The sequence below is a fragment of the Sorangium sp. So ce295 genome, assembly GCF_051527405.1.
GTDB lineage: Bacteria > Myxococcota_A > Polyangia > Polyangiales > Polyangiaceae > Sorangium > Sorangium cellulosum_B.
Genome location: NZ_CP150324.1, coordinates 6,650,721 through 6,674,094, shown reverse-complemented (window position 1 = coordinate 6,674,094; position 23,374 = coordinate 6,650,721). Strand labels below are relative to the sequence as shown.

At 69.4% G+C, this 23,374-nt stretch carries 20 protein-coding genes; 9 read left to right on the top strand and 11 right to left on the bottom strand.

The window, feature by feature from the left end:
* The first annotated feature begins 8 nt into the window (after window positions 1-8).
* Genes WMF11_RS25180 through WMF11_RS25170 form a run of 3 tightly spaced genes read left to right on the top strand, consistent with a single transcriptional unit; the run spans window position 9 to window position 4,084 of the window.
* A complete protein-coding gene (locus WMF11_RS25180) occupies window positions 9-2,186 on the top strand; it encodes a heavy metal translocating P-type ATPase (protein WP_437979179.1) in 2,178 nt (725 codons plus the stop codon).
* A 25-nt stretch (window positions 2,187-2,211) separates the two neighbouring features.
* On the top strand, window positions 2,212-2,859 hold the full coding sequence (locus tag WMF11_RS25175) for a hypothetical protein (protein WP_437979178.1): 648 nt from the start codon (window positions 2,212-2,214) through the stop codon (window positions 2,857-2,859).
* 7 nt (window positions 2,860-2,866) lie between these two features.
* A complete protein-coding gene (locus WMF11_RS25170; protein ID WP_437979177.1) occupies window positions 2,867-4,084 on the top strand; it encodes a YncE family protein in 1,218 nt (405 codons plus the stop codon).
* Window positions 4,085-4,150: 66 nt separating this feature from the next.
* Here the strand turns inward: WMF11_RS25170 and WMF11_RS25165 are convergent, their stop codons facing one another.
* Complete coding sequence (locus WMF11_RS25165; protein WP_437979176.1) at window positions 4,151-5,557, bottom strand: WD40/YVTN/BNR-like repeat-containing protein; 1,407 nt, start codon at window positions 5,555-5,557, stop codon at window positions 4,151-4,153.
* A gap of 447 nt (window positions 5,558-6,004) precedes the next feature.
* Here WMF11_RS25165 and WMF11_RS25160 point away from each other — a divergent pair, with 447 nt between their 5' ends.
* Together WMF11_RS25160 and WMF11_RS25155 are read left to right on the top strand one after the other, a co-directional pair.
* A complete protein-coding gene (locus WMF11_RS25160; RefSeq protein WP_437979175.1) occupies window positions 6,005-6,298 on the top strand; it encodes a DUF5132 domain-containing protein in 294 nt (97 codons plus the stop codon).
* 185 nt (window positions 6,299-6,483) lie between these two features.
* Window positions 6,484-8,679 carry a heavy metal translocating P-type ATPase gene (locus tag WMF11_RS25155; RefSeq protein WP_437979174.1) on the top strand — a complete coding sequence of 732 codons (2,196 nt, stop codon included), beginning with the start codon at window positions 6,484-6,486 and terminating at the stop codon, window positions 8,677-8,679.
* A gap of 30 nt (window positions 8,680-8,709) precedes the next feature.
* Here the strand turns inward: WMF11_RS25155 and WMF11_RS25150 are convergent, their stop codons facing one another.
* The 9 genes from WMF11_RS25150 to WMF11_RS25110 all read right to left on the bottom strand — a co-directional run bounded on the left by WMF11_RS25150 (window position 8,710) and on the right by WMF11_RS25110 (window position 18,503).
* Entirely contained in the window at window positions 8,710-8,880 is a 171-nt protein-coding gene (locus WMF11_RS25150; protein WP_437979173.1) for a hypothetical protein, read from the bottom strand.
* Window positions 8,881-9,883: 1,003 nt separating this feature from the next.
* Window positions 9,884-10,711, bottom strand: a complete 828-nt coding sequence (locus tag WMF11_RS25145; protein WP_437979172.1) for a hypothetical protein — start codon at window positions 10,709-10,711, stop codon at window positions 9,884-9,886.
* 194 nt (window positions 10,712-10,905) lie between these two features.
* On the bottom strand, window positions 10,906-11,100 hold the full coding sequence (locus WMF11_RS25140; RefSeq protein WP_437979171.1) for a hypothetical protein: 195 nt from the start codon (window positions 11,098-11,100) through the stop codon (window positions 10,906-10,908).
* Between the two features lie 24 nt (window positions 11,101-11,124).
* Window positions 11,125-11,871, bottom strand: a complete 747-nt coding sequence (locus WMF11_RS25135) for a c-type cytochrome (RefSeq protein WP_437979170.1) — start codon at window positions 11,869-11,871, stop codon at window positions 11,125-11,127.
* A 143-nt stretch (window positions 11,872-12,014) separates the two neighbouring features.
* Window positions 12,015-12,209, bottom strand: coding sequence for a hypothetical protein (locus WMF11_RS25130; protein WP_437979169.1), 195 nt, complete (start codon window positions 12,207-12,209; stop codon window positions 12,015-12,017).
* Window positions 12,202-15,444: an efflux RND transporter permease subunit gene (locus tag WMF11_RS25125; RefSeq protein ID WP_437979168.1), complete on the bottom strand. Its 3,243-nt coding sequence runs from the start codon at window positions 15,442-15,444 to the stop codon at window positions 12,202-12,204. Before WMF11_RS25125 ends, WMF11_RS25130 begins: the two co-directional genes overlap by 8 nt.
* Window positions 15,445-15,454: 10 nt before the next feature.
* The gene (locus WMF11_RS25120) at window positions 15,455-16,786 is read right to left on the bottom strand and encodes an efflux RND transporter periplasmic adaptor subunit (RefSeq protein WP_437979167.1); all 1,332 of its coding nucleotides are present in this window, start codon (window positions 16,784-16,786) and stop codon (window positions 15,455-15,457) included.
* Entirely contained in the window at window positions 16,783-17,961 is a 1,179-nt protein-coding gene (locus WMF11_RS25115; protein WP_437979166.1) for a TolC family protein, read from the bottom strand. Before WMF11_RS25115 ends, WMF11_RS25120 begins: the two co-directional genes overlap by 4 nt.
* A 221-nt stretch (window positions 17,962-18,182) precedes the next feature.
* Window positions 18,183-18,503, bottom strand: coding sequence for a hypothetical protein (locus tag WMF11_RS25110; RefSeq protein WP_437979165.1), 321 nt, complete (start codon window positions 18,501-18,503; stop codon window positions 18,183-18,185).
* Window positions 18,504-19,600: 1,097 nt separating this feature from the next.
* Here WMF11_RS25110 and WMF11_RS25105 point away from each other — a divergent pair.
* From WMF11_RS25105 to WMF11_RS25095, 3 genes are all read left to right on the top strand, one after another.
* Window positions 19,601-19,897 carry a hypothetical protein gene (locus WMF11_RS25105; RefSeq protein WP_437979164.1) on the top strand — a complete coding sequence of 99 codons (297 nt, stop codon included), beginning with the start codon at window positions 19,601-19,603 and terminating at the stop codon, window positions 19,895-19,897.
* Window positions 19,898-20,128: 231 nt separating this feature from the next.
* Window positions 20,129-20,374: a hypothetical protein gene (locus WMF11_RS25100; protein WP_437979163.1), complete on the top strand. Its 246-nt coding sequence runs from the start codon at window positions 20,129-20,131 to the stop codon at window positions 20,372-20,374.
* Between the two features lie 569 nt (window positions 20,375-20,943).
* A complete protein-coding gene (locus WMF11_RS25095) occupies window positions 20,944-21,171 on the top strand; it encodes a hypothetical protein (protein ID WP_437979162.1) in 228 nt (75 codons plus the stop codon).
* Between the two features lie 290 nt (window positions 21,172-21,461).
* Here the strand turns inward: WMF11_RS25095 and WMF11_RS25090 are convergent, their stop codons facing one another.
* Window positions 21,462-22,007, bottom strand: coding sequence for a TetR/AcrR family transcriptional regulator (locus tag WMF11_RS25090; protein ID WP_437979161.1), 546 nt, complete (start codon window positions 22,005-22,007; stop codon window positions 21,462-21,464).
* Between the two features lie 89 nt (window positions 22,008-22,096).
* On the opposite strand from WMF11_RS25090, the gene WMF11_RS25085 reads away from it, so the two are divergent.
* Window positions 22,097-23,350 (top strand): FAD-dependent monooxygenase, encoded by a 1,254-nt coding sequence (locus WMF11_RS25085; protein WP_437979342.1) that lies wholly within the window; start codon window positions 22,097-22,099, stop codon window positions 23,348-23,350.
* Window positions 23,351-23,374 lie beyond the last annotated feature (24 nt).

Sequence of the window (23,374 nt, the reverse complement as noted above, 5' to 3'; positions counted from 1 at the left end):
ACACGCAAATGAGCGCCCAGCCCGTCGACGACGCGAAGGAGGCGAAGTTCACCATCGACAAGATGGATTGCCCGACGGAGGAGCAGCTCATCCGCAGGCGGCTCCAGCGCGTCGAGGGCGTCACCGGGCTGGGGTTCGACCTGATGCAACGCGAGCTCACGGTGAAGCACCGGCTCGATGACGAGCGCCCGATCGTTGCGGCCCTCCAGGAGATCGGGATGGCGCCCGCGCTGGTCGTCGGGCCCTCCGCGGTCTCGAAGGCGCCCGCCGGACCCGAGAGCGCCTCGCTCTGGGCCAAGGCGCTGCTTGGAATTTCGGGCGCCGCAGCGTTCACGGCCGAGGCGGTCGCGTGGACGACGGGACGGGAGAGCTCCCCCGCGGTGATCGCGCTCGCCGTCCTCTCGTTGCTCACCGGCGGGCGGGAGACCCTGAAGAAGGGCATCGTCGCCGTCCGGACCCTCACCCTCAACATCAACTTCCTGATGACCGTGGCCATCGTCGGCGCAGTGCTCATCGGCCAGTGGCCCGAGGCGGCCATGGTCACCTTCCTCTTCGCGCTGGCCGAGCTCATCGAGGCGTACTCCCTCGACCGGGCGCGCAATGCCATCCGCGGGCTGATGGAGATGACCCCGGAGAGGGCGACCGTGAAACGGGGCGGGCGCTGGGTCGAGGTCCAGGCCGCTTCCGTCGCCGTCGGCGAGGTGGCGCGGGTCAGTCCCGGAGAACGCGTCCCCCTCGACGGCAAGGTGGTCTCGGGGCGGTCCACGGTGAACCAGGCACCGATCACGGGTGAATCGATCCCGGTGCAGAAAGATCCCGGGGACCCGGTCTTCGCGGGGACGGTGAACGAGCTCGGCGCGATCGAGTTCGAGGTGACGGCGAACAGGGGCAACACCACGCTCGACCGCATCGTCCGCTCCGTCCAGGAGGCCCAGGCGGAGCGCGCGCCAGCCCAGCGCTTCGTCGATCGGTTTTCCCGGTATTACACCCCGGTGGTCGTGGTCCTGGCGATCGTCGTGGCTGCCCTGCCCCCGCTCGCCTTCGATGCCCCCTTTCGCCCCTGGCTGTACCGGGCGCTGGTGCTCCTGGTCATCGCGTGCCCCTGCGCGCTCGTGATCTCCACGCCGGTGACGGTGGTGAGCGGACTCGCTGCCGCTGCTCGACACGGGATCCTGGTGAAGGGGGGGGCCTACCTCGAGGCAGGGCACAAGCTCCGGGTGGTAGCGCTCGACAAGACGGGGACCCTGACGCACGGCCGCCCCGAGGTCACCGATGTCGTCCCGCTCGATGGCATGCCGGCAGAGGAAGTGCTGGCGATCGCGGCCAGCGTGGACGCGCCCTCCGAGCACCCGGTCGCGCGAGCGATCGTGAAGAAGTGGACCCACGGCTCGGCGAGCCCGAACGAGCTCCGCCCGGCGCGCGACTTTGTGTCGATCACCGGCCGCGGCGCCAGGGCGGAGGTCGATGGCCGGAGCTACTACATCGGCAACCATCGCCTTGCCGAGGAACGAGGCGCCTGCAACGCCGAGGTGGAGTCGGCGCTCGAGCGGCTGGAGGACGAGGGAAAGACCGCGGTGGTGCTCATGACCGAGGAGAGAGCCCTCGGCGTGATCGCTGTCGCCGACACACCGCGGGAGACGAGCGTCGAGGCCGTGCGGCGGCTCCATGAGCTCGGCGTGAAGACGGTGATGATCACGGGGGACAACGCCCGGACGGGCGCCGCGATCGCGAAGGCCGTGGGCATCGACGACGTCCGCGGCAACCTCCTCCCCGAGGACAAGGTGAAGGCCATCGACGAGCTGGTCAGCCGTCATGGCGCCACAGGGATGGTGGGCGATGGGATCAACGATGCCCCTGCGCTCGCCAAGGCTTCGATCGGCTTCGCCATGGGGGCCGCGGGGACCGATACCGCCATCGAGACCGCCGACGTCGCGCTGATGGAGGACGACCTCCGCAGGCTCCCCGAGTTCATCGAGCTGAGCCGGAGGACGGCGACGATCCTCGGCATGAACATCGCGATCGCGCTCGGGATCAAGGCGGTGTTCTTCGCGCTCGCCCTGCTCGGGGAGGCGACGCTGTGGATGGCCGTGTTCGCCGACATGGGGGCGAGCCTGCTCGTGGTATTCAATGGCCTCCGCTTGCTCCGCGCCGGTCGAGGTGGGGGGCGCGCCGGTCGGTCCGCTTGATCGCTGGAGCGAACTGGAGGAACGCATGAGATTTCGCTGGCTGCAGTGGGTGCCCCTCGCGTCCGTCGCCATCTACGCCTGCTCGGGGTCGGACGATCCGGCGGCGGGTCCGCCGTCCGGCTACGCGGACGTCGCTCTGGAGGGCAAGGTGACGGACGAGACGCTCGTCGCCTTCGTCCAGGCCCTGGAGCAGCGAGGCGAGGCGGATGTACCTTCCCGCGCGCCGGTCGTCGCAGAGCCGGCGAGCGGCGCGGTATTGGCCCGCGGCGAGCCCGCGACGTTCCGCTGGAGCTTCGGCGCGACAGCGGTGCGCGAGGCGCCGGCGACCGATCGCTGGGCGGGCCTCGACGTTGCGCGCCCGAGCGCCGCCGCGGGCTTCCTGGGGGGCCTGGGCGATCTCCTCGGCGGACCGCGACGGGCGCTCGCCCACGGAGACCCCTACAGCGGGACGGCGACGTTCGTCGTGTTCTCCGACGAGGCGGGCACCAAGCTCCTGCGCGTGCTCACGAGCCAGCAGGAGTTCACGCCGTCCCAGGAGGCCTGGGACGAGATGGCCGCCGTGGGCGTGCCGATCACGCTGGAGCTTGTCTCCGCGATCTTCGAACAGAACCGGGTCGGACCGGACGACGGCCCGGTCGCCGGAGCCGCCATGCAATTCACCATCTCGCCTTGAGCACGCCATGAGCCGAAACATGCGCACGCTCGCGGCGGCGGCGCTCGCGGCCGGATGCGCGCCGGAGACGGTGACACAGTACGACTACGAGCCCTATGAAGGGCGAGCCTACCCCGACGGCCGCACGAGCGTGGCGATTCCCGCAGGCGGGATGGGGCTCGTCACCGACAGCCTCTCCGACACCGTCTCCCTCATCGACCTGGGCACCGGCGAGCGCTTCGCGCAGCTCCCGGTGGGCCGCGATCCCGTGGGCGTCGACGGCCCGCACCACGTCACCGTGAGCAAGGCTGGGACCGAGGTGTTCATCGCGCTGTCCTATCCGGTCCTGGCGGCCACCGGACCCCACGCGCAGCATGGGTCCAGCACCCAGAGCGGCTACGTGCAGAAGCTCTCGCTGGACGACCTCCGCATTCTCGGACAGGTGCGCGTGGATTCGAACCCCGGCGACATTGTCGTTTCGGAAGATGGCAGGCGCCTCGTGGTCTCCCACTTCGACCTCCCCCGCGTGCTCGCCAGCCAGGGCGACGTCGACGCTGCCCGGGCGACCTTGGCCGTCATCGATCCCGACCAGGTGCTCCCCCTTGGTGCGCCCGATCCGAAGCGCATCCCCGTCTGCGCTGCGCCGCATGGCGTCGCGCTGTCCAGGCCAGACGGCGCGCGCGCTTACGTCGCTTGTTACGGCGAGGACGCGCTCGCCGTCGTCGACCTGGACGGGGGCTCGGTCCTCGAACGCGTTTCTGTCAGCAGCGCGGCCGGTCGTGTGGGCAGCCCCTCGTACGGCCCTTACTCGGCCGTGCTCTCGCCCGATGGCGACACCATCGCGATCGGCAACACGGTCTCCAAGGACGTGCGCTTCTTCGATGTCGCCTCGGGCGCGATACAGGCCGACCGTACCCTGTCCACCCAGGGTGCGCCGTTCTTCTCGGGCTGGACACCGGACGGCGCTCGCCTCTACGTTCCGACGCAGACGCCGGACGAGCTGCTCCTCATCGACACAGCCAACGGCAACGTCGAGGTATCGCGGCGCTCCTTCTCCAACGACGAGTGCGTCGCGCCCCACGTGGTCGAGGTGCAGGGCTCCGTCGTGTTCCTCGTCTGTGAGGGTGACCATGAGAAACCAGGGAGCGTGCTTCGGCTCGATGCGGTGACGCTGGAGACCCTCACGTCGACCGAGGTCGGCATCTATCCGGACGCCATCGCGCGGGTCGGTGGAGGCGGCTCGTGAGCCAGGGCTCGCGGGAGCGCGCCCATCTTGCCGAGCAGGCGCTCGGGGCTCACCCCATCGCCGGCGTCATCGCCCGTGGCCTCGGCGCACCGCCGCGCGGGCGCGCACCGACGGCTCGCGGCGCCTGAACCGGAGCGCGCCTGCGAACGCGCTGGCGATCGTCACGACGAGCCACCCATTCTCCCTGCCGGCTCCTGCTATCGCCTTGCTGCGGCACGCGCAGCCACCATCGTCCACTCCTCCCGGCGAGGGCCCCGGGCCCGACGTCGCGCCGCTCGCGCTGCTGGCTCCGCAGTCCTCCGCGCCGATCGTGAGCTTCGTGGCTCCCCAGAGCGGTGGGCAGAGCGAACCGACGCTGGTCTCTGGACCGCACTCGAGCGGACCGCAGAGGCTGCTCAGATGCATCATCGGAGCGAAGCTGCTTCCTTCGTCCTGGGACACGCCGACGGTGAAGCCGTCGGCGAACTCGTCGGCGCAGGCGAACACGCCCGCGTCGACCCACGTCATGCACCGGACGCCCAAGGAGCTGACCTTCTCGAAGGTCAAGGTGCTCGTCGGTCCGCGCCAGACGCCGTCTTGTTCACCGCCGACAAGCACGGTCGCGCCGTCCGGCGAGAGCGCGAAACCGGACAGGCTGCCCTGGCCGTCGAACACCGGCATGAACGTCGCACCGCCGTCCTTCGAGACGAGCAAACTGTCCGTCGGCTCGCCGTCGAGCCGGACGTAAAGGACGTCGGCATCGCTCGGGTCGATCGCGCTCAGGTACGGTAGGTGCTTGTCATCGCTGCCTGGAATGTCGAAGCGCTCCCAGGTCTGCCCTCGGTCCAGGGTCCGCAGCAGGGCGCCGGGATAGCCTGGAGCGCCGAAGCGACCGCTGACAACCACCCGCGACGGCTCCGAAGGGGCGACGTCGACGGTGAGCGCGAGGAACTCCTGAGGCAGGTCGACGCCCGCCTGCGCCCAGGTGCCGCCGTTGTCGCTCGACTCCCAGAGCTGCGTCAGGAACTGACCGCTGCCGATCCCGGTGCTGGTCACCAGCACGGCCTTCGACGGGTCCGCCCGCTCGGCAGATAGATCGATGACGTAGCGGTCGGCGAGCCCACCCCCGGCGAACGACCAACCGCAACCGTCGTCCCTCGAGGCGCTGAGCCCATCGAAAAGGCCCGCGATGAGCGTGCCATCCGCCAGGATGGCAATCATGGGATCTTCGTACCCGCCGTACCCGACCGCGGCCTCGCACATCCAGCTCCACGTCTGACCCGCGTCACGCGTTGAAAGGACGCCGTACGTGGCGCGCACGATGACGTGAGAGGGGTCGGACGGATCGACAGCGATCAGGCCCGCGGCGGGGAAGCGTCCGTTCGCAGAGGCGGGAGCGGGAATCGCGAGCGCCGCGGCAGCGAGCGCTGCGGCAACGATCTTGCGCCCCGAGGTGGCGCGATCCAGCAGGATGCAGTCGGTCGAGTTCGTCACGCTGGCGATGGTACCGCAGTCCTTACATCGGCGGGGAGCGGCAGCGAGGTGGCTCGACTGGGTGGTTTCGGCGACGCAGGACCGCGGCGCGCGCCGCGGCAGCCGAGCCCGGCAGGCGCGCTCCGTTGGAGACGCCAGCGGGGCGCCGGGCGCTGCGCGATATGGGAGTGTTTGGATGAACATGCGCGCTTCCAGGCGCGCTCCGAAGCTGAGTTCACACGCTCCGTCACCCGCTCATGTGTGACTCCCGCGACCGCGTCGCTCTCCCCATCGACGCGTTGAAGCGCTGGAAACGCGGCTCAATCAGGATGGTCTCAAGGACGACGAGGATGGGGAAACTATCTTCGGTGAACGGCTTGCAGAGCGAGCGGCAACAGCTATTTCTCAGCTCAAGCCGAACGGCGGTGTTCTGGTAAACGGCTACCTGCCGAATGAAAGGCACCCCTGATGTCGCTGCAATTGGCTCAATCGAAGCTGTTCGTCGCCCTCTCGAGCCTCGCCGCTGGCGCGCTCCTCGCCCCTCTCGTAAGGCGCGCGGTGCGTCCCTTGGTGCTTCTCATCGTCAAGGGCGGCATTGTTACGCAACGGGAGCTCACGGGCATCGTGGAGGGGCTCCGCGAGGAGCTGCAGGACATCGTCGCCGAAGCAAAGGCTGAGCTTGGCGATGTGTCCGAGCCGGCCTCGGGCGAGAACGGGCATGCTCATGACCATGCCCACGCACACCAGCGGGCAGGCGCGTGAGCCTTGCTGGAGCGAGCTCAGACCCTCCCAGCACGACGCGGGACGCTCGCTTGCGTCTGCGCTCCGTGGTCGGGGGGCGGATGCGGTGGGAGGCGCGGGGCCTGAAGAACAATCCCCGCTATGCCGCCGCCGTCGAGTCTGCGCTTCAGGAAGAAGCAGGCATTGAGGAGGTTCAGGCCAATCCCGTGACGGGGCGCCTGCTTCTGCGCTGCGATCCCGGGCTCACCCCCACCGGTATCCAGGCGAAGCTTCGCGCCGCCCTCTTGTCTCCCCCGCTGGACCACGACGCCTACCGGCTGTGGCAGGAGCAGCGGGCGGCCACACGCGAGGCGCGCCAGGGAGGCGGGCATCACCAGCACGAAGACCACGAGCACGGGGATCTCGACGCACAGGTGCGTAACCTCGTCCTCGGCGGCTCGGTCCTCCTCGGCCTCGGCATCAAGAGGCTCGCGCTCGGCGCCGGCGCGCTGGCGTCGAATCCGATCATCGGCGGCATCAATATCGCCGCCACGCTGATCTCGGGGTACTCCTTCCTGAAGGGGTGGTGGCGCACGATCTCGGGCCAGACCGGGATGAACACGGATACGCTCGTCGGGTCGGCGACGATCGCCAGCCTCCTGTTGCGCGAGAACGTCACCGCGCTGACCGTGCTCTGGCTCCTCAACCTGGGCGAGTACCTGCAGGCGCTGACGTTGAGGCGCACGGAGCGAGCGATCCGCGATCTTCTCGAGATGCCGGACGAGGAGATCTGGCAAGTCCTCGGTGAGCAGGAAGTGCGCCGCCCCGTAGCGGAGCTCCAGCCAGGAGACGTGATCGCGGTCTATGCGGGCAAGCGCATTCCGGTCGACGGCGTCATCGTGGAGGGCCAGGCCACGATCAACGAGGCTCCCATCACTGGCGAGAGCGTCCCCGTGATGAAGATGAGCGGAAATCCCGTCTACGCTGGGACCGTGCTCCTGTCCGGCGGCCTGCGGGCGCGTGTCGAACGGGTCGGCAGCGATACGGCCGTCGGGCGCCTCATCCAGCGCGTGGAACAGGCGCGCGAGCTGCAAGCCCCTATTCACACCGTGGGGGAGCGGTTCTCCAGACGGTTCGTTCCTGCCTCGTTCGCCATGTCCATTGCAGTCCTCGCCTTGACGGGCGACGCGACCAGGGCGCTGACCATGCTGCTGATCGCATGCCCGTGCGCGGCGGGTCTCGCCACGCCCACCGCGGTGAGCGCGGCGATCGGGAACGGAGCGCGCCGCGGTGTGCTCATCAAGGGCGGCACCCACCTCGAGGCCGCGGCGAAGCTGGATGTGATCGTTTTCGACAAGACGGGGACACTGACGCAGGGAATTCCCTCCGTGCAGCGGGTGATCTCGCTCGTGGACGACTACACCGCCGAGCAGGTCCTCTCGCTCGCGGCGACCGGCGAGCTGCACTCCCAGCACCCGCTGGCGCTCGCGGTGGTGGGCCACGCGGCCGAGCGCGAGATCACGGTCCAGCCCCACGACGCATGTGAGATCCTGGTCGGGCGGGGGATGCGCGCCGACTGGCAGAACAACATCGTGCTGGTGGGCAACCGCCGGCTCATGCAGCAGTTCGACATCGCGGTGTCTGCCGAGGCCGAGGCCCGTTACGCGGAGCACGCTGCCGAGGGCGAGACCGAGATGTACGTCGCCCACCAGGGTCGCCTCATCGGGCTGATCGGCGTGCGCGACAAGATCCGTCCGGACGTGGCGTCGTCGCTGGCGCAGCTCCGCCGGGAGGGCGTGCAGCGGATCGCGATGCTGACCGGGGACATCGAGGAGTCAGCCCGCGCGGTCGCCGGCGCCGTAGGGCTCACGGAGTGGCGTGCCCAGCTGCTGCCCGAGCAGAAGTACGAGTGGATCCGCGACCTGAAGGCGGCGGGGTTCCACGTCGCGATGGTGGGCGACGGCATCAATGACGCGCCGGCGCTCGCGCTGGCCGACGTCGGGATCGCCATGGGCACGGCCGGCTCCGACGTCGCCATCGAGGCGGCGGACATCGCGCTGGCGGCCGACAACATCGCCGGCGTCGTCACGACGCTGCGGCTCAGCCGCCAGGCGCTGAACGTCATCCGCCAGAACTACGGCATCGCGCTGGGCGTCAACGCAGGGGGCCTGGTGGTCGGGGCGATGGGCGCGCTCAACCCGTTCATCGCGGCGGTGCTCCACAACCTGAGCACGCTCCTCGTCGTGTTCAACTCGGCGCGCCTCATCGGTTACGAGCCAACGCTCCCGGCCGGAGCGAGCACGGCCACCGGGCGACCGAGGCGCGCGTCTCGAACGGTCGCGCATCCTGCGCCCGGTCCGCAGGACACCGAGCGCGGCGTCCCGTGCGTGCCTCGCGACGCGCCCACCACCGCGGGGTCCTGAGCGCCGGTCGCGTGGCCCTTCGGGCGCATGTCAGAGATCGCTATCAACGCATGCTCTACCGTTGTCGCCGCCGCCGGGGCGACAACGGTCGTCGGAGCCACGGCCGGCCAGGCGCGCTTCATGAACCTGCCGGAAGAGCCGGTGAACGGTTTCGTCGCGATCGGGCTCGGCATGCTGCTGCAGATCGTCCTCCATCGCCATGGTCCGCCTCCGCGCTGCGGGCTCCAGGGCGGCACGGCCCGCGTGCTGGGCGTGCTGCTCAGGCCCGCACCGAGGAGGCTGGCATCGAGGCGGATCGGCCACTACCCGGTGGTTCTGCCGGCTCAATGTCCTTTGTCTCGCCGCGCATCTCCTGATTCGTACGGTTTTGGTCTTCCTGTGTGGGCCTTTTGCGGCAACACATGCACACAGACCTACGGCACACGCTTCGCTCTCGATGCAGGGCTGGATCGCGCTGGGGACCAAGACCACTCCAGGGCGACAGAGGAGGAGCCGATGAGCAAGTGGATCATGGGAGCTGCAACGATGATGACTGCTCTGGCAACGGGGTGCGCCGTCGAAGCCGGGGATGCGGACGATGGTGACGCCGACCTGGCCGGTCTAGAAGCGTCGGGACCGACGTCGGAGCAGTACGGTGGGGAGAGGGACGGAAGCGGGCTGACCGTGACGAGCGGGGCGCGCAGCTGGGGGCGTCCAGGCGGAGGCTGTAGGCCTAGCTACCCCGGTCGCCGGCCCTGGGGAAGCGGCTACAACGACCCTTGGGGCTGGGGCGGCGGTTACTACGGTGGCGGTGGCCGCCAGCCCTTCGGTGGTTACTATGGCAGCCGCCCGCCCTTCGGTGGTTACTATGGCAGCCGCCCGCCATATGGGTGTCACAGCGGGAATCCGTGGCGATGGTGACAGCGTGATCTCCAGGCGGGCATCGCCGGTTCAACGCTCCTGAGACATGCCTGTCCCAGGCCCCAACCCCTCCAGTACCGCGGTCATGTCGTGAACGGTCCACCCGACCGCAAGGGTCGATGTCACGAGAAGCTCGCAACACCATGGTTGGCGAGACGGAATGTCTCGTGAAGACGGTGACGCATGTGGGCATCGCGGCTCGCCTCATCACCCTCGGCACCGGGCGCCGCCAGAAGGCGCGTGGTCAGGTCGGGCCGGCGTGTGCAGCCCAAGCGCGGCCCTGCGGTTCACGCGCGGCTGCTGCTCAGAGGCGAGGCTGCGCGGCGCGCCGGGGGCCGTAGCTGCGCAGCAGCACGAGCGCCGCCAGGAGGACCAGCCCAGCGACACCGAATCCGGACGGCAAACGTCGCACCCACGCCTCCTCGTCGACGCCTAGCACCCCGAGCGCCAGGCCGAGCAGCCCTCCTGCGGCCTCGCCGGCGCGGCTCGCGGGCGTCTCCGCGCGGCTCGCGATCGCCTCATGCGACACTGCGTGGACGAGGAGCCCTGCGATCGTGGCGAGCACCCAGGGTTCGGCGCTCTCGAAGCGTTGCTCGCCGATGAGCCGCGGCGTCAGGGCACCGAGGACGGTGGCGAGCGCAATGCCTGTGAGCGCAGCGCACGCGACGCGCAGGCCATCGGCCCCCGCTCTGGTGTCGCGCGTCAGCAGGCAGACCACCATGGCGAGCGGCACCGTGTGCGCTGCGAGAGCCAGCACGACCGGCGTGGACAGCAGCCCGGCCCGGGCGAGCGATGCGACGGCCGCGCCATCGCCAAATTGGTGCACGAGCACCGCCGCGTACCCCAGCGCGCGCGCCATCCTCGGTGCATGATCGACACAGTCCTCCCCGACCACGAGGTGCTCCATCACCATCGGCGCCAGCAATCCGGCCGCAGCCGGCAGCAGCGCGCGCCAGCCCAGCTCGCCGAGCGCCTCGGGCAGAAGGTGGAGCAGCGCGATCGACGCCGCGGCAACGACCGCGAACGTCCGCATCGCAGGCATGATGCCGCTGTCCCAGCCGCGAAGCACCGCCAGGAGCCCGCCCAGTACGACCGCGAGCACGAGAAGAAAAATGCCGAGCGCGAGCGACATGGGTGCCCCCCGGCGCCGATCCATTGTGCATCGCAGCCGGGATGGGAAGCACGGGACGAGCGCTGAGGGCGCGGTGTCAGGAGAGCGCCGTCCCAGGCGTAGACGAGTCGCCCTCGACGGCGGTTGAGCCGGCCTGGTGCCGGTCGGGGCGGAGGATTATAGGCCCTTGTTCTGGACGGTTTATGAGCAACGATTCAGTGTTTGTGGCCGTCTCCCTCCTTGTGGTCGTGGCCGTCTCCCTCCTTGTGATCGTGGCCGTCACCCTCCTTGTGGTCGTGCCCCTTGGCATCCTTCGACTCGGTCTTGTTCTTGTCGCCGCACCCCGCGACCACCGCGGCGGAGCCAAGCGAGACGAACAGGACGAGCGACAACCATCGAAATCGATTCATTCGAGATCTCCTTTCCATTGTGTCTCACGGCACGCCCAACAGCTCCAGCAGGTCGCCGAGGTCCTGATCGGTCAGCTTCTCCAGCGAGAAGGGCGGCATCTCGCCGCCATAGCCAAGAAAGCCGCCGTGGCGCACCTTTTCTACGAACACGAGGCGCCGCTCGAGCGGCGTGTACTCCTCGAGCGGGTGGTCGTCGAGCCACTCTCCGGGGAGCGTGGACGCGTCCTTGACAAGCTTGCCCGCGCCTGTGCCGACCGCCCCATGGCAGTTGGCGCACGCGCGAGCGTAGGTCGCTGCCCCCCGAGCCGCGTCGCCTGCCGGAGGATTGGTGACAGCGACGACGACCGTGAACGGCACCTCCTGCTCTCCAGCGGGCCCCTCGGTCAACGACTCGAGGTAAGCGTACATGGCCATCGCCTCCGGGTTGTCGCTGGTCCAAGGGTCGCTCTGGAGCATGAAGTAGTACAGGCAGTGGTTGATCGAGCGCAGCAGCTCGATCTCCTTGCCACCCCAGTAGGACGGGCGACTCACCACGCCGGCGAGGGGAGCGCCCGGGAGGATGAGGTCGGTCTCGCCCGCCCTACGCGCATGGCACGTGGCGCAGGTGGTTCGGTTGAACGATGCGTCCGTGACTCCGGCGTCGGTGAAGAGCGCTTCGCCATGGTCGATCGCTGTGCCCTCCACGATCTCCACCTCCGGGTCGCCCGCGCAGCTCGCCGACGTTCCGAGGACGAGCGCGAGCTGCCAGATCCGTGCGGTACGAACGTTCATCGACCTCATACCCCAGCTTCCTTCCCGCCCGGCAGAAGCGCCCGGCGTTCCGTCTCCCTCACGCGACGCGCGCCACCCGCGTCGCGGCGCGGTCGTGGGCTGGCTCGTCCACCGGTGCGCTCCATGCTCGAAGCCCTTCCTGACTAGCGTGAGGGGCGGGCCATCCCCGTCTCGCTGCCACCACCGGCCCCGCCGGCGCCCTCGTGCCCGCCTCCCTCGCCCTCCTCGCATTCCTCGCCCTCGTGGCAGTTGTCGCCGCCACAGCCGACGGCGCTCGCGGCGGACGCCATGGCGACGATGGCTGCCAGCACGAGGGGATAACGATGTTGTTCAAGCATGGGGATCTCCTTTCTCGATGATGCGTTCGGGTAGGGGAGGCGCTGCGACGGCAGTCGCCTCTCTCGCATGGAACAAGCGGTAGAGGGTCGGCAGGATCAGCAGCGTGAGGGCCGTCGACGAGATGATGCCCCCGATCACGACCGTCGCGAGCGGCCGCTGCACCTCGGAGCCGGTGCCGGTCGCGAGCGCCATCGGGACGAAGCCGAGGGCCGCGACGAGCGCCGTCATGAGCACGGGGCGGAGCCGCGCGATCGAGCCGTGGAACACGGCATCGTCGAGCGACTCGCCCTGCTGGCGCATGTTCTCGATGAAGGTCACCATCACCAGGCCGTTGAGCACGGCGACGCCCGAGAGGGCGATGAACCCGATGGCCGCGGAGATCGAGACGGGCAGCCCGCGGATCCAGAGCGCGAAGATGCCTCCGGTCAGCGCGAGCGGGACACCGGTGAAGATGAGCAAGGCGTTCTTCAGCGTCCCGAAGGAAAGGAAGAGCAACCCGAAGATGAGCCCGAGCGCGACGGGCACGACCAGGGCAAGCCGCTGGCGTGCAGCGATGAGGTTCTCGAACTGCCCGCCCCACGCGGTCCAGTAGCCGGCCGGGAGCTTCACCTCCGCGTCGATCCGCTGCTGCGCCTCGGCCACGAAGCTCCCGAGATCCCGCCCGCGCACGTTCGCCTGCACAACGACCCGGCGTTTGCCGTTCTCCCGGCTCACCTGGTTGGGCCCCTCCTCGACGGCGATCTTCGCCACCGAGCCGAGCGGAACGAACGCCGCGTGCTCCTCCGGCCGGTCCGTCGCCGAGACGGTTCGCGTGGCGGCTTCCGGGCGGTCCGCTTCCGGGAGCGGAACGGGCAGATTCTGAAGCGCGCGAATATCACCGCGGATCGCGTCGGGGAGGCGGATGACGAGCTCGAAGCGCTTGTCTCCCTCGAACACCTCGCCTGCGCTGATGCCCCCGACCGCCGCCTCGATCACCGCCTGCACGTCGGCGATGTTGAGCCCGTAGCGGGCGGCGGCGTCCCGGTCGACGTCGATCGTGAGCACCGGCAGCCCGGTGACCTGCTCGACCTTGACGTCGGCGGCGCCCGGCGTCTTTCCGAGGATGCCGCCGATCTTCTGCGCCTGCTTGAGCATGACGTCGAGGTCATCGCCGAAGACCTTGACCGCGACGTCGCTCCGCACGCCCGAGATGAGCTCGTTGAACCGGAGCTCGATGGGCTGACTGAACTCGTAATTCTGCCCGGGCAGGTCCTTGATCACCTCCTCGATCGCCTCCGCGAGCTCCTCCTGCGTCTTCGCTTTCTTCCACTCGTTTCGCGGCTTCAGCATCAGGTAGGTGTCGGAGACGTTCGGGCCCATCGGATCGGTCGCGACCTCGGCCGTCCCGGTCCGGGCGAAGATGTGCTCGATCTCGTCGGGGAACCGCTCCTTGAGCACGCGCTCGAGCTGCATCTGCATCTCGACGCTCGTGGTGATCCCGATGGACGGGATCCTCGCCGGCTGGAGCGCGAGGGCGCCCTCGCTCAGCTTGGGCGCGAACTCGCTGCCGAGCCGCGTCGCGACGAGCCCCGAGACAGCGAGCAGGGCAATCGCGCCGAGCACCACCGTGCTGCGGTGGACGAGGGCCCAGCCGATGATCCACTCGTAGCTGCGCTTCGCGTGCCGGAAGAGGAAGTTCTCTTTCTCGGACACCTTGCCGGTCAGGAGGAGCGCCACGAGCGCGGGGATGAACGTCATCGACAGGATCGTCGCGCCGGCGAGCGCGAGGACCACCGTCTCCGCCATCGGCCGGAACATCTTCCCCTCGATGCCCGTGAGCGTCAGGATCGGCAGGTAGACGATAGCGATGATGATCTCACCGAAGATCGTCGCCTTCCGGACCTCCTGCGAGGCCTCGTAGGCCAGCTCGATCCGCTCCTCGCGGGTGAGCACCCGCCCGAGCCGGTGTTGCTCCTCGGCGAAGCGCCGGACGCAGTTCTCGACGATGATCACCGAGCCGTCGACGATGAGGCCGAAGTCGATCGCCCCGAGGCTCATCAGGTTTCCGCTGATCTTGCCCTCGACCATGCCGGTGATGGCGATGAGCATCGAGAAGGGGATGGCGAGGGCGGCGATGAGCGCGGCGCGAACGTTGCCGAGCAGGAGGAACAGGACGACGACGACCAGCGCCGCGCCCTCGAGCAGGCTCCTCTGCACGGTGCTCAAGGTCGCGTCGACGAGGTAGGTGCGGTCGTAGACGGTCTTGGCCGTGACCCCCTCAGGGAGCGACTTGTTGACCGACTGCATCCGCTCGCTCACGCGCTGCGAGACGGACCGGCTGTTCTCGCCGACGAGCATGATGGCGGTGCCGATGACGACCTCGCGCCCGTCCTCGGTCGCGGCGCCGGTGCGGAGCTCACGGCCTACGCCCACCTCGGCGACGTCCCCGACGCGGATCGGAACCCCGTCGTGATGGCCGACGAGGATGCGACGGATGTCGTTCTCGCCTTGAACGAGCCCGGTCGCGCGGATCAGGTACTGCTCGCCCTTGTGCTCGATGTAGCCGCCGCCTGCGTTGGCGTTGTTGCTCGCGACGGCCTCCAGCACGTCGCGGAACGACAGGCCGTAGCCGACGAGCTTCGCCGGATCGGGCGACACCTGGTAGAGTTGCTCGTAGCCGCCGATCGAGTTGATCTCCGTGACGCCTGGCACCGTGCGGAGCTGCGGGCGCACGATCCAGTCCTGGATGGTGCGCAGATCGGTGAGCTCGTAAGGTTTGCCGTCGGGCCGCCGGGCCTCGGGCGAGGCCTCGAGCGTCCACATGTAGATCTCGCCGAGCCCGGTCGCGATCGGGCCCATCTGCGGCTCGCCGAGGCCGGGCGGCAGGCTCTCCTTGGCCGCCGCGAGGCGCTCGCCCACGAGCTGGCGCGCCCAGAAGATGTCGGTGCCGTCCTTGAAGATGACGGTCACCTGCGACAGGCCGTAACGCGAGAGCGACCGGACCTGCTCGACGCTGGGGATGCCGCCCATCGCCCACTCGATGGGGAAGGTGACGCGCCGCTCGACCTCGACGGGCGACAGCGCCTTGACCGAGGTGTTGATCTGCACCTGGACGTTGGTGATGTCGGGCACCGCGTCGATCGGCAGACGGTTGAAGTTGTAGACGCCGAGCGCTCCGACCGCGAGCGTGAGGACCACCACGAGCCAGCGATGGCGGACGGAGAACGCGAGGATCTTCGCGAGGAGGGTGAGCATCGGTTCCTCCTCAGTGCGCGTGGTCGTGGCCTGCCTCGGATTTCCCGAGCTCGGCCTTGAGGATGAAGCTGTTCTTGCCGACGTAGCGCTCGCCCGCGGCGACGCCGTCCAGCACCTCCACGAGCTCGGCGCCCTGCGCGCCTGGAGCCTTGCCCTGGCGACCGGCCTTGATGGCGCGGACCTCGAAGGCGTCGCCCTCCTGGACGAACACGACGTCCTTCCCCTCGACCCTTTGCACCCCCTCGTACGAGACGACGACCGGCGCGTCGACCTGATCGACGGCCACGTCGGCGGTCACGAACAAGCCGGGCCGCCATGCGGCGCCAGGGTTCTTCAGCACGACGCGCGCTGTCGCCGAGCGCGTCTGCTCGCCGACGACCGGGCCGACGTAGGTGATCTCGCCCTCCGCGGGCTCCTCGATGCCCTCCGCACGCACGCGAGCGGTCTGGCCGGCGCGGACGCGGGCGAGGTCCTTCGCGTACACCGTGACGTTGACCCAGATCGTCGAGAGATCGGCGACGACGAACGCCTGCGTGTCGTCCTTGAGCACCTCGCCGATGTTGATGTGCTTCTCGATGATCGTGCCGTCGATCGGCGCGATGAGCGCGTACGCGCCTCCCTTCGCCCCGGAGCCCGCGCCGGACGACGCCTGGAGCTTCTGGGCGGCGCTGCGATGCTCGATCTTCGCCTCGGCGAGCGCCTGCTTCGCCGAGAGGTACTCCTTCTCGGCGGCGATCTTCTCCTTCCAGAGCGCCTCTTCGCGGTTGAAGTTCGCCTCCGCGAGCTCGAGCCGCTCCTTCGCGGTCAAGAGCTCCCGCTGGAACTCCGCGAACTCACGGCTATCGAGGATCGCGAGCACGTCGCCCTTCTTCACGGTGTCGCCGAGCTGCTTCCTCACCTCGCGCGCCGTGCCGGAGACCCGCGGCGTGACGTGGGCGAGGGCTTCGGCGTTGAGCGCCACTTCTCCCGGGAGCGACACGGTGTCCGCGACCTTGCCCGGGCCGGCCGCCAGGATCTCGAGCCGCGCGTTGTTGAGCGCCTCGGCCGACAGCTTGATCTTGCCCTCCTCGTGCTCGCCCTCTTCGCGCTCGCCGTGACCGTGCTCGCCCTCTTCGTGTTCGCCCTTTTCGTGCTCGCCGTGGCCGTGCTCGCCCTGCCCATGGGCCGCCTTTGCCGGCGCGCCGTGGTCGTGTCCTTCGTGCTCGTCGGCGTTGTGGTCGTGAACCGAGTGGTCGATGAGCAGCGCCCCCGTCACCGCTGCGGCGAGGAGCAACACAAGTCCCCCGGCCAGCGTCGCGATCTTCGCGCGCGTGAGCTCGATCTTCATCTTCGCGGTGCTCATTGCGGAATCCTCCCCGCCGCGACCAGGAGCTCGATCTTGGCGTTCGCGTGGGCGTGTTCGGCGTCGAGGAGCGCCGCCTGGGCGTCGAGCGCCTCGCGGCGCACGAGCAGGACGCTCGCGAGGTCGTTCTCCCCGAGCTCGTAGCCTCTCGTCGACAGCGCCACGGCCTGCGTCGAGAGATTCGCAGCAGGCGCGAGGTGGGTGAGCGCGTTCCTCGTTGCCTCGTAACGCGCGTAGAGCCCCTGGATCTCACCCGCCGCGCTGGCCCGGCTCGCTGCAAGGCGGGCGGTCGCGGCGTCGACCTCGGCCGCGGCCGTCGCTACCCCTGCCCGGTTCGCGTTCAGGATCGGCACCGGCAAGGCGAGGCCGATCATCCCGATGTTCGCCTGGTCGTCCCGCTCGTACTGGGCGAGCACGTTGACGGTCGGCCATCGTCCGGCCTGCTCTCGACCCGATTTGGCCCTGGCCGCCTCCACCGCCGCCATGGCGGCGCGCACATCGGCCCGCTGATCGGCCTCGCGGAGCAGCGTCGCGAGCGGAGGTGGGGCCTCCTCGGGTACCAGCGCGCCCGTGACTGCGCTGTCCTTCGACGCCTGGCCCAGCATCGACCGGAGTCCCAGCAAGTCGGCCTGGCGCGTTCCCAGGGCGGTCGCCTCGGCGGCGGCGTCGCGCCCCTCCTGGAGGCGCGCGAGCGCCACGTCGACCTCAGGCACCTCCCCCGCCTTCTTGCGCTTCTCCGACGCGGCGACGAGCCGCTGGCCGAGCGCGCGGCGCTCGGCCGCGAGGGCGACCTGCGCCTCGTCGCGCAGCACGAGCGCGTGCTGGAGGAGCGCGGCCAGCAGGAGCCGCCGCTGCGTCTCGTCGGCGGTGGCCAGCGCGGCGCGCTGCTCCGCCTTCGCGGCCTCGACGCGCGTGCCGCGCTGGCCGCCCAGCTCCAGCGGCCACGACAGCGAGGCCACGGCAGCGGCCGGCTTGCCCCCATCGGGGTTGAATCGGATCCCTCCCATCCCGGACAGGACCGGATTTTCGAGCGAAATGACCCCGGCGGCGGTGACGGCGGCGCCGGCGACGGCAGCCTCGGAGGAGGCGACGCGCGCCGCCGGCGCAACGCGTACGAGCTCGGCGATCCGAGCGCGGGTGAGCGGGGCCTCGGCGGCGATCGCCGCCTTCGGCATCAAGAGGTGGAGAGCAGTCGAGGAAATGACGAGCAGACGACGTAAATGCGTACGGAACATGGACGGCAGCCCTCGAGCGCATCGAGCGCTCGCGCGAAGAACCGCGGTTCTGCCCGGTCAGGATCGCGCGAGAGGGCCGAGCCACGTCCGCGCGGCGCAGAGGCGCTCACGCGCCTCTGTGCTGCGGCCGTGCTCGTGGATGCGAACCTGACGCGGGCGCCTCAAGCGCGCGGGCGTCGGGGTGGCCGTTCGAGGCGGTGAGTAAGGGAGCGCCCCGGCATTTCCGGCGGCGTCGAGGCGACGATCTCGTACGCCTCGAGAAGGCTGTAGGGCAGCACCTCGCCCAGGGGCAGGGTCATGGGGATGCGGCCGCAAGCGCAGTCCTGGCAGCTCGGCGGACACTCGCGGTGCGGGCGGTCCGGCTCCTCGTCATGACTCTCCTCTGCGGAGGACGACGCGAGCATCGGGTGCTCGCAGGCGATCGCAATGCCGAGTGCCTGGAGGGTGTGGCCTTGAGCGATGAGACCGACGACGAGGAACACCGGAAGCACGGCGCAGATCCAGCGAAGGATCGCGCTGCGTGGACGGTGGGGTCGCCGGACGCGGGACATCTGCTGCGAGATTGGAGGAAAGCGCGGCAAGCGTCAAGGAAGCCCTTGCTTCGCTGAGGAGATGCGAGGCGGCGCGGTTCCAAGGTTTACCCTTGGGCCCGATTGGCCGTTGCGACCGGGGCGACCGCCGCCGCGCTGTCCGCCTCGCTCAAGGAGTTCCGGATCGTCCTGGGCCCTCGATCGATCACGCTGGTGATCCGCGAGGGCGCTCGCTCCCACACCATCCCGCAGCGCTGGCTCGCCAAGGGCTGGCCGGCCGAGGAGGTCGCCGTAGGATTCATCGCGCGGGGTGCGGGGGGCGCAAGCGGGGCGGCGCGCCGGCGGGTAGCGCCCCGCGGGTCGTGGGACCTCGGCGGTGACGCGGTAGTAGGATGGCGTCCGATCGGAAGGAGGCATCCATGAAGGCCGCGGCCGTGCTGGAGCGCGACTTTGATGGGGGCTTCGATCCTCACGGCGTAGTCGAGCGCGAGCAGGCGCGCGGTCTCCCGGAACTCATGGGCGCTGCCGTAAAGGAGTCGGCGAGCACGATGTCGCCGGGGATCCCCTCGCGCACGGCACGCTCGAGCATGCCTCTCATGATCTGGCCGCGGCGCCCCCGGCGGCTCTGGGTAGCGGCGACCGTCGCGCTCCACGGCGGGATAGCGGTCTTCATGACGCCGTTTGTGCTCTTGGCCGAATGGTGCACTCGCCGAGCGTGGCGAGGACGATCGCGCAAACGAGCGGCCCGGCGTGATGGACGCGGTGCTGGACGATGATGCCCATGTCGTCGCCGATCGCCTCGATGCGATCGGGGTCGAGCTGCCCGAGCGCCGCTCCGCAACCTGGCGCGCGAAGGCATCGCGCAGGGCGTGCGCATCGACGGCGGAGTGCAGGGGGCGATGCAGGTGCGGCGCGACGAGGAGGTACATGCCCCGCTCTCGTCCCACCGCTGAAGAGTTAGCCAGATTTTCAGCGCCCTTCGCGGTGAGGTGCGCTTGCGTACGCGGGAAAGCGATCCTCAGGGGCCACCCGATTAACCATTGATATTAATGAGGATGATGGTGGCCTTCCCCATAGCAGGCCAGGTGATGCTCGCGGTCGTGTGCGCATGGCCCGAAATGGGAATGCTCCACCCAATGATGGTGGAAACCGCGGTGCTCAGCCAGATGATGGCACTCGTGGTCGTCGTGTACGCAGCCCAGAAACTCACGACCATCCCGTGCTTCTGCGACGTCGTCCTCCTCAGGAGCGGCGCTGCGCAAGGCGTCGGATGTGGGCTCATCTGCGGCGGCGCTGACACCGAACAGAGTCAGCATGAGAGCGACGGCCACGGCGGATCCTCTTGAAATCATGGTAAATTCCTCCTTTATCGAAAAAAACTAATTCGAGTTAACTATGTGAGGCAGCCGTCAAAGGCGGCTGCCGGCGACGAACCTTGGATGGGGGACCTTCACCGTCAAGCCGAAGAAAAGTGGCGGGCTGAGCATCACCCGCTGTTGTAGCCTTCTCAAAGGCACCAAATGGCAGGATGGCAGGAGAAAGAGGAGGGCGTTCACGCCTGAGTTCAAGGCGAGGCGGTGCGGCTGGCGAAGGCGGACGACCATAGCTTCGGTCAGGTGGCGAAGGACCTCGACCTGACCGAGGCGGCGCTGCGCGACTGGAACAAGCGTGCAGACATCGACGCGGGCCACGACCCGCCGGGAGCATTGATGATGCCCGAACGTGACGAACAGCAGCGGCCGCGCCGCGACGTGAAGCGGCTGGTCACGGAGCGTGCAATCTCAAGAAAGCGGGCATGCACAGGGCGCACCCGCGAAGCATGAAGCCGGTAGACCGCGGGCGCGGCTCGCGCCCGGCCAAGGTCGACGCTTCATGTAGGCGCGCCTCAGCAGTACATCGGCGCCTGCGCGTGGATACAGCGCGATCAGGCCGCCTTTCTGCAAGGGGGAAACAATTCAGAGACGCAAAAAATAATTCTGAACAATTCCAATTGATTGCGTGCTCGGCCCGGCCGCCACTGCTGCGACCGATGGAACGGCGGCGAGCACAGGCGTCTGGCTGCGCCTTCGGCTAGCCGCGTGCTGCTGGGGGCGCAGCTTCGGTCACCGGTCTGGCGCTCCGAGGACCGATGGCGTAGGTGCGGAGTCATGGCCGAAGCGTTCGGCCGTGTGGCGAATCAAACTGGTTGAGCGCTCGCCCTCGGGCTGGGCGATGGCCATTGCCCCCGATGAGTTGGCCGCGGTCGGGGGCGTGATGGTCGGTCTGCCGTCTACTTCCGGGGGCTGGGCTTCGCCTCGGCGTCGCGCGAGGCGGTTCCAGCTGAGCTCGCCGCCTCCCCGGAGTTCGCGGGAGCCTGCCCAGCATCGGCGACCTGCTTGATGCTCCGCTTGTGATGCCAGCAGAGCCGGCGGGCGCCGGCGAGCTGCAAGGCTCCGACGGCGACGCGAGCGCGCGGCGCGCTCGACTGTCGGCCCAAGCTTGCCCGCCGCTCCGGTGCCTCCGGGAGCCCGAGCAGCCGACCGATCGCCTCGTGAACGACTCGGGCCGCCTCCTCGTCCCCGAGCGCGACGGAGCGGGCAAGCGTCTCGGAGAGCGAGGCGACCACGGCGGCCCGAGATGACGGGCTGGCCGTCGCGAGCTCTCCGGGCCCAGGGCTCGCCGGTTGGGCCCGGGTTGGGGCCATGCCCTCCGAATGGGTGCGATCCGTCGTCACGCTCCCCCAAAATCTCGGGGGATCCGACGGCTCGCGACGGTTCGCCACGGCAAACTCGTCCTTATGGCACCTCGTTCGGTGCTCGCCGCGCCCACCCGCGCGCCGCCGCGCACAGCCCCCCGCCGGCGCTCCCATTGTCTCGGGGGCGCCGGTCGAAGGGCGTCGAGCTGCACGGCGGTGAGGCATGCGGATGCGATTCATGATGTCGGCGCGAGCGCGGCGAGGGCGGCCTCGACGGCGAGCGACTTGACCTTCTCCATGGGCACGTCGGTGAACTCGATGACGCAGTCGGAGAGGCCGCCGATGGCGACCACGGCGCGGGCCCGGGCGGCGAGGGAGGGGCGCGGGCCGATGAGAAGGCGCATCAGGCGGCGGCGCCACTCGATCATGCGTATGCCCAGGTCGAGGTAGGCGAGCGTGGCGAGGTCGCGGACCACCATCGTGAGGGTGTCGCGGTGGCGGTGCAGGAGATCGAAGTAGTCGGCGAGCAGGACGCGCGGGTCAGGCTGCGGGCCGCCCTCGCGCTCGGCGACGAACGCGTCAATGTCCGCGAGCAGCGGCTCGACGATGCTGGCGACCAGCGATTCGCGCGAGTCGAAGTGGTAGTAGAGCGCGGGCTTGGTGATGCCGAGGTGATCGGCGATCTCGCGCAGGCTGGTCCGCTGGACCCCCTGGCGCGCGAACAGCTCGCGCGCCACCGCCTGGATTCGCGCCTTGGTGTCGGAGGGCCGGGCTCGGGGCACCCGCGGAGCGTAGCCGCTTACTTACCGTTCGGTAAGCCTTGTGCAGGGTTGGGCCGCATGCTTACCTATCGGTAAGTAAGGAGGGGCTCATGGAGATCCTCATTTCGGGCGCCAGCATCGCCGGTCCGGTGCTGGCGTACTGGCTCAAGCGGCACGGGTTCCGGCCCACGGTGGTGGAGCGCGCGCCGACGCTGCGCAAGACGGGCGGCCACGCGGTCGACCTGTTTCGGCCGGCGATGGACATCGTCGAGCGCATGGGCGTGCTGGCGCGGGTCGAGGCCAAGAAGACAGGCACCGAGCGCATGACGCTGCTGCGCGAAGGGGTGCAAGGGCAGGTCGACATCGACGTCGGCCGGTTGATGCACGCGGTGTCCGACCGCCACGTCGAGATCATGCGCGACGATCTCAGCGAGATCTTCCACGACGCGACCCGGGGCGACGTCGAGTACGTGTTCGGCGACTCGATCGCCTCGCTCGCCGAGGACGAGGCCGGTGTCGACGTGACGTTCGAGCGCGGCGCGCCGCGGCGCTTCGACCTGGTGATCGGCGCCGACGGGCTGCACTCGAACGTGCGGCGGCTGGTGTTCGGCGAGGAGCGGCAGTTCGCCCGCTTCATCGGCGCCTACCTCGCGGTGATCTCGATCCCCAACTACTTGGGGCTGCACGACCACGCAATCGTGCTCGGCGGGGTCGGGCGGATGGCGGCGATCTACGGCTCGCACACGATCGACGACGCGCGCGCGGTGTTCCTGTTCCGCAGCCCGCGCGAGCTCGATGTCCACCACCGGGACGTCGCGCGGCAGAAGCAGTTGCTGCGCGAGGCGTTCGCCGGGGCCGGGTGGGAGGTGCCGCGGCTGATGGCCGAGCTCGATCGGACCCCGGCGTTCTACTTCGACTCGATCACGCAGCTGCGCATGGACTCGTGGTCACGCGGGCGCGTCACGCTGGCCGGGGACGCCGGCTATTCGCCGGGGCCGGCGGTCGGCGGCAGCACCAGCCTCGCCGTGGTCGGCGCCTACATCCTCGCCGGCGAGCTGGCGGCGGCCGGCGGCGACCACGCGCGCGCGTTCCAGGCCTGCGAGCGCAAGCTGGCCGACTACGTGCGCCGCAGCCGGGTGTTCGCGCTGAACGCCGCCAGGCGCCTGGTCCCGGGCAGCCGGTTCGACCTGTGGGCGCTGGCGCAGATCGGCCGCCTGGTCAGCGTGGCGCCGCGCGGGGTGTCGCGCGCGCTGGCCAAGCTGAGCAGCCACGGGGTCCGGCTGCACGACTCGATCGCGCTCAGGGAGTACACGCGCGCGCCGGCGGCGGTCCGCCAGCCTGCTGTCCTCGCCGACAGGCCGTGACGCGGGTGGATCCTTGATGTGCCG

Excerpts from the sequence above, each read along its gene's own strand:
- WMF11_RS25140 (WP_437979171.1), bottom strand. The coding sequence starts at position 11,100 with ATGAATCGATTTCGATGGTTGTCGCTCGTCCTGTTCGTCTCGCTTGGC.
- WMF11_RS25105 (WP_437979164.1), top strand. The coding sequence starts at position 19,601 with ATGAGGATGATGGTGGCCTTCCCCATAGCAGGCCAGGTGATGCTCGCG.
- WMF11_RS25145 (WP_437979172.1), bottom strand. The coding sequence starts at position 10,711 with ATGTCGCTCGCGCTCGGCATTTTTCTTCTCGTGCTCGCGGTCGTACTG.
- WMF11_RS25085 (WP_437979342.1), top strand. The coding sequence starts at position 22,097 with ATGGAGATCCTCATTTCGGGCGCCAGCATCGCCGGTCCGGTGCTGGCG.
- WMF11_RS25130 (WP_437979169.1), bottom strand. The coding sequence starts at position 12,209 with ATGCTTGAACAACATCGTTATCCCCTCGTGCTGGCAGCCATCGTCGCC.
- WMF11_RS25170 (WP_437979177.1), top strand. The coding sequence starts at position 2,867 with ATGAGCCGAAACATGCGCACGCTCGCGGCGGCGGCGCTCGCGGCCGGA.
- WMF11_RS25135 (WP_437979170.1), bottom strand. The coding sequence starts at position 11,871 with ATGAACGTTCGTACCGCACGGATCTGGCAGCTCGCGCTCGTCCTCGGA.
- WMF11_RS25150 (WP_437979173.1), bottom strand. The coding sequence starts at position 8,880 with ATGGCGATGGAGGACGATCTGCAGCAGCATGCCGAGCCCGATCGCGAC.
- WMF11_RS25175 (WP_437979178.1), top strand. The coding sequence starts at position 2,212 with ATGAGATTTCGCTGGCTGCAGTGGGTGCCCCTCGCGTCCGTCGCCATC.
- WMF11_RS25095 (WP_437979162.1), top strand. The coding sequence starts at position 20,944 with ATGCCAGCAGAGCCGGCGGGCGCCGGCGAGCTGCAAGGCTCCGACGGC.
- WMF11_RS25115 (WP_437979166.1), bottom strand. The coding sequence starts at position 17,961 with ATGCCGAAGGCGGCGATCGCCGCCGAGGCCCCGCTCACCCGCGCTCGG.
- WMF11_RS25160 (WP_437979175.1), top strand. The coding sequence starts at position 6,005 with ATGTCGCTGCAATTGGCTCAATCGAAGCTGTTCGTCGCCCTCTCGAGC.
- WMF11_RS25125 (WP_437979168.1), bottom strand. The coding sequence starts at position 15,444 with ATGCTCACCCTCCTCGCGAAGATCCTCGCGTTCTCCGTCCGCCATCGC.
- WMF11_RS25120 (WP_437979167.1), bottom strand. The coding sequence starts at position 16,786 with ATGAGCACCGCGAAGATGAAGATCGAGCTCACGCGCGCGAAGATCGCG.
- WMF11_RS25180 (WP_437979179.1), top strand. The coding sequence starts at position 9 with ATGAGCGCCCAGCCCGTCGACGACGCGAAGGAGGCGAAGTTCACCATC.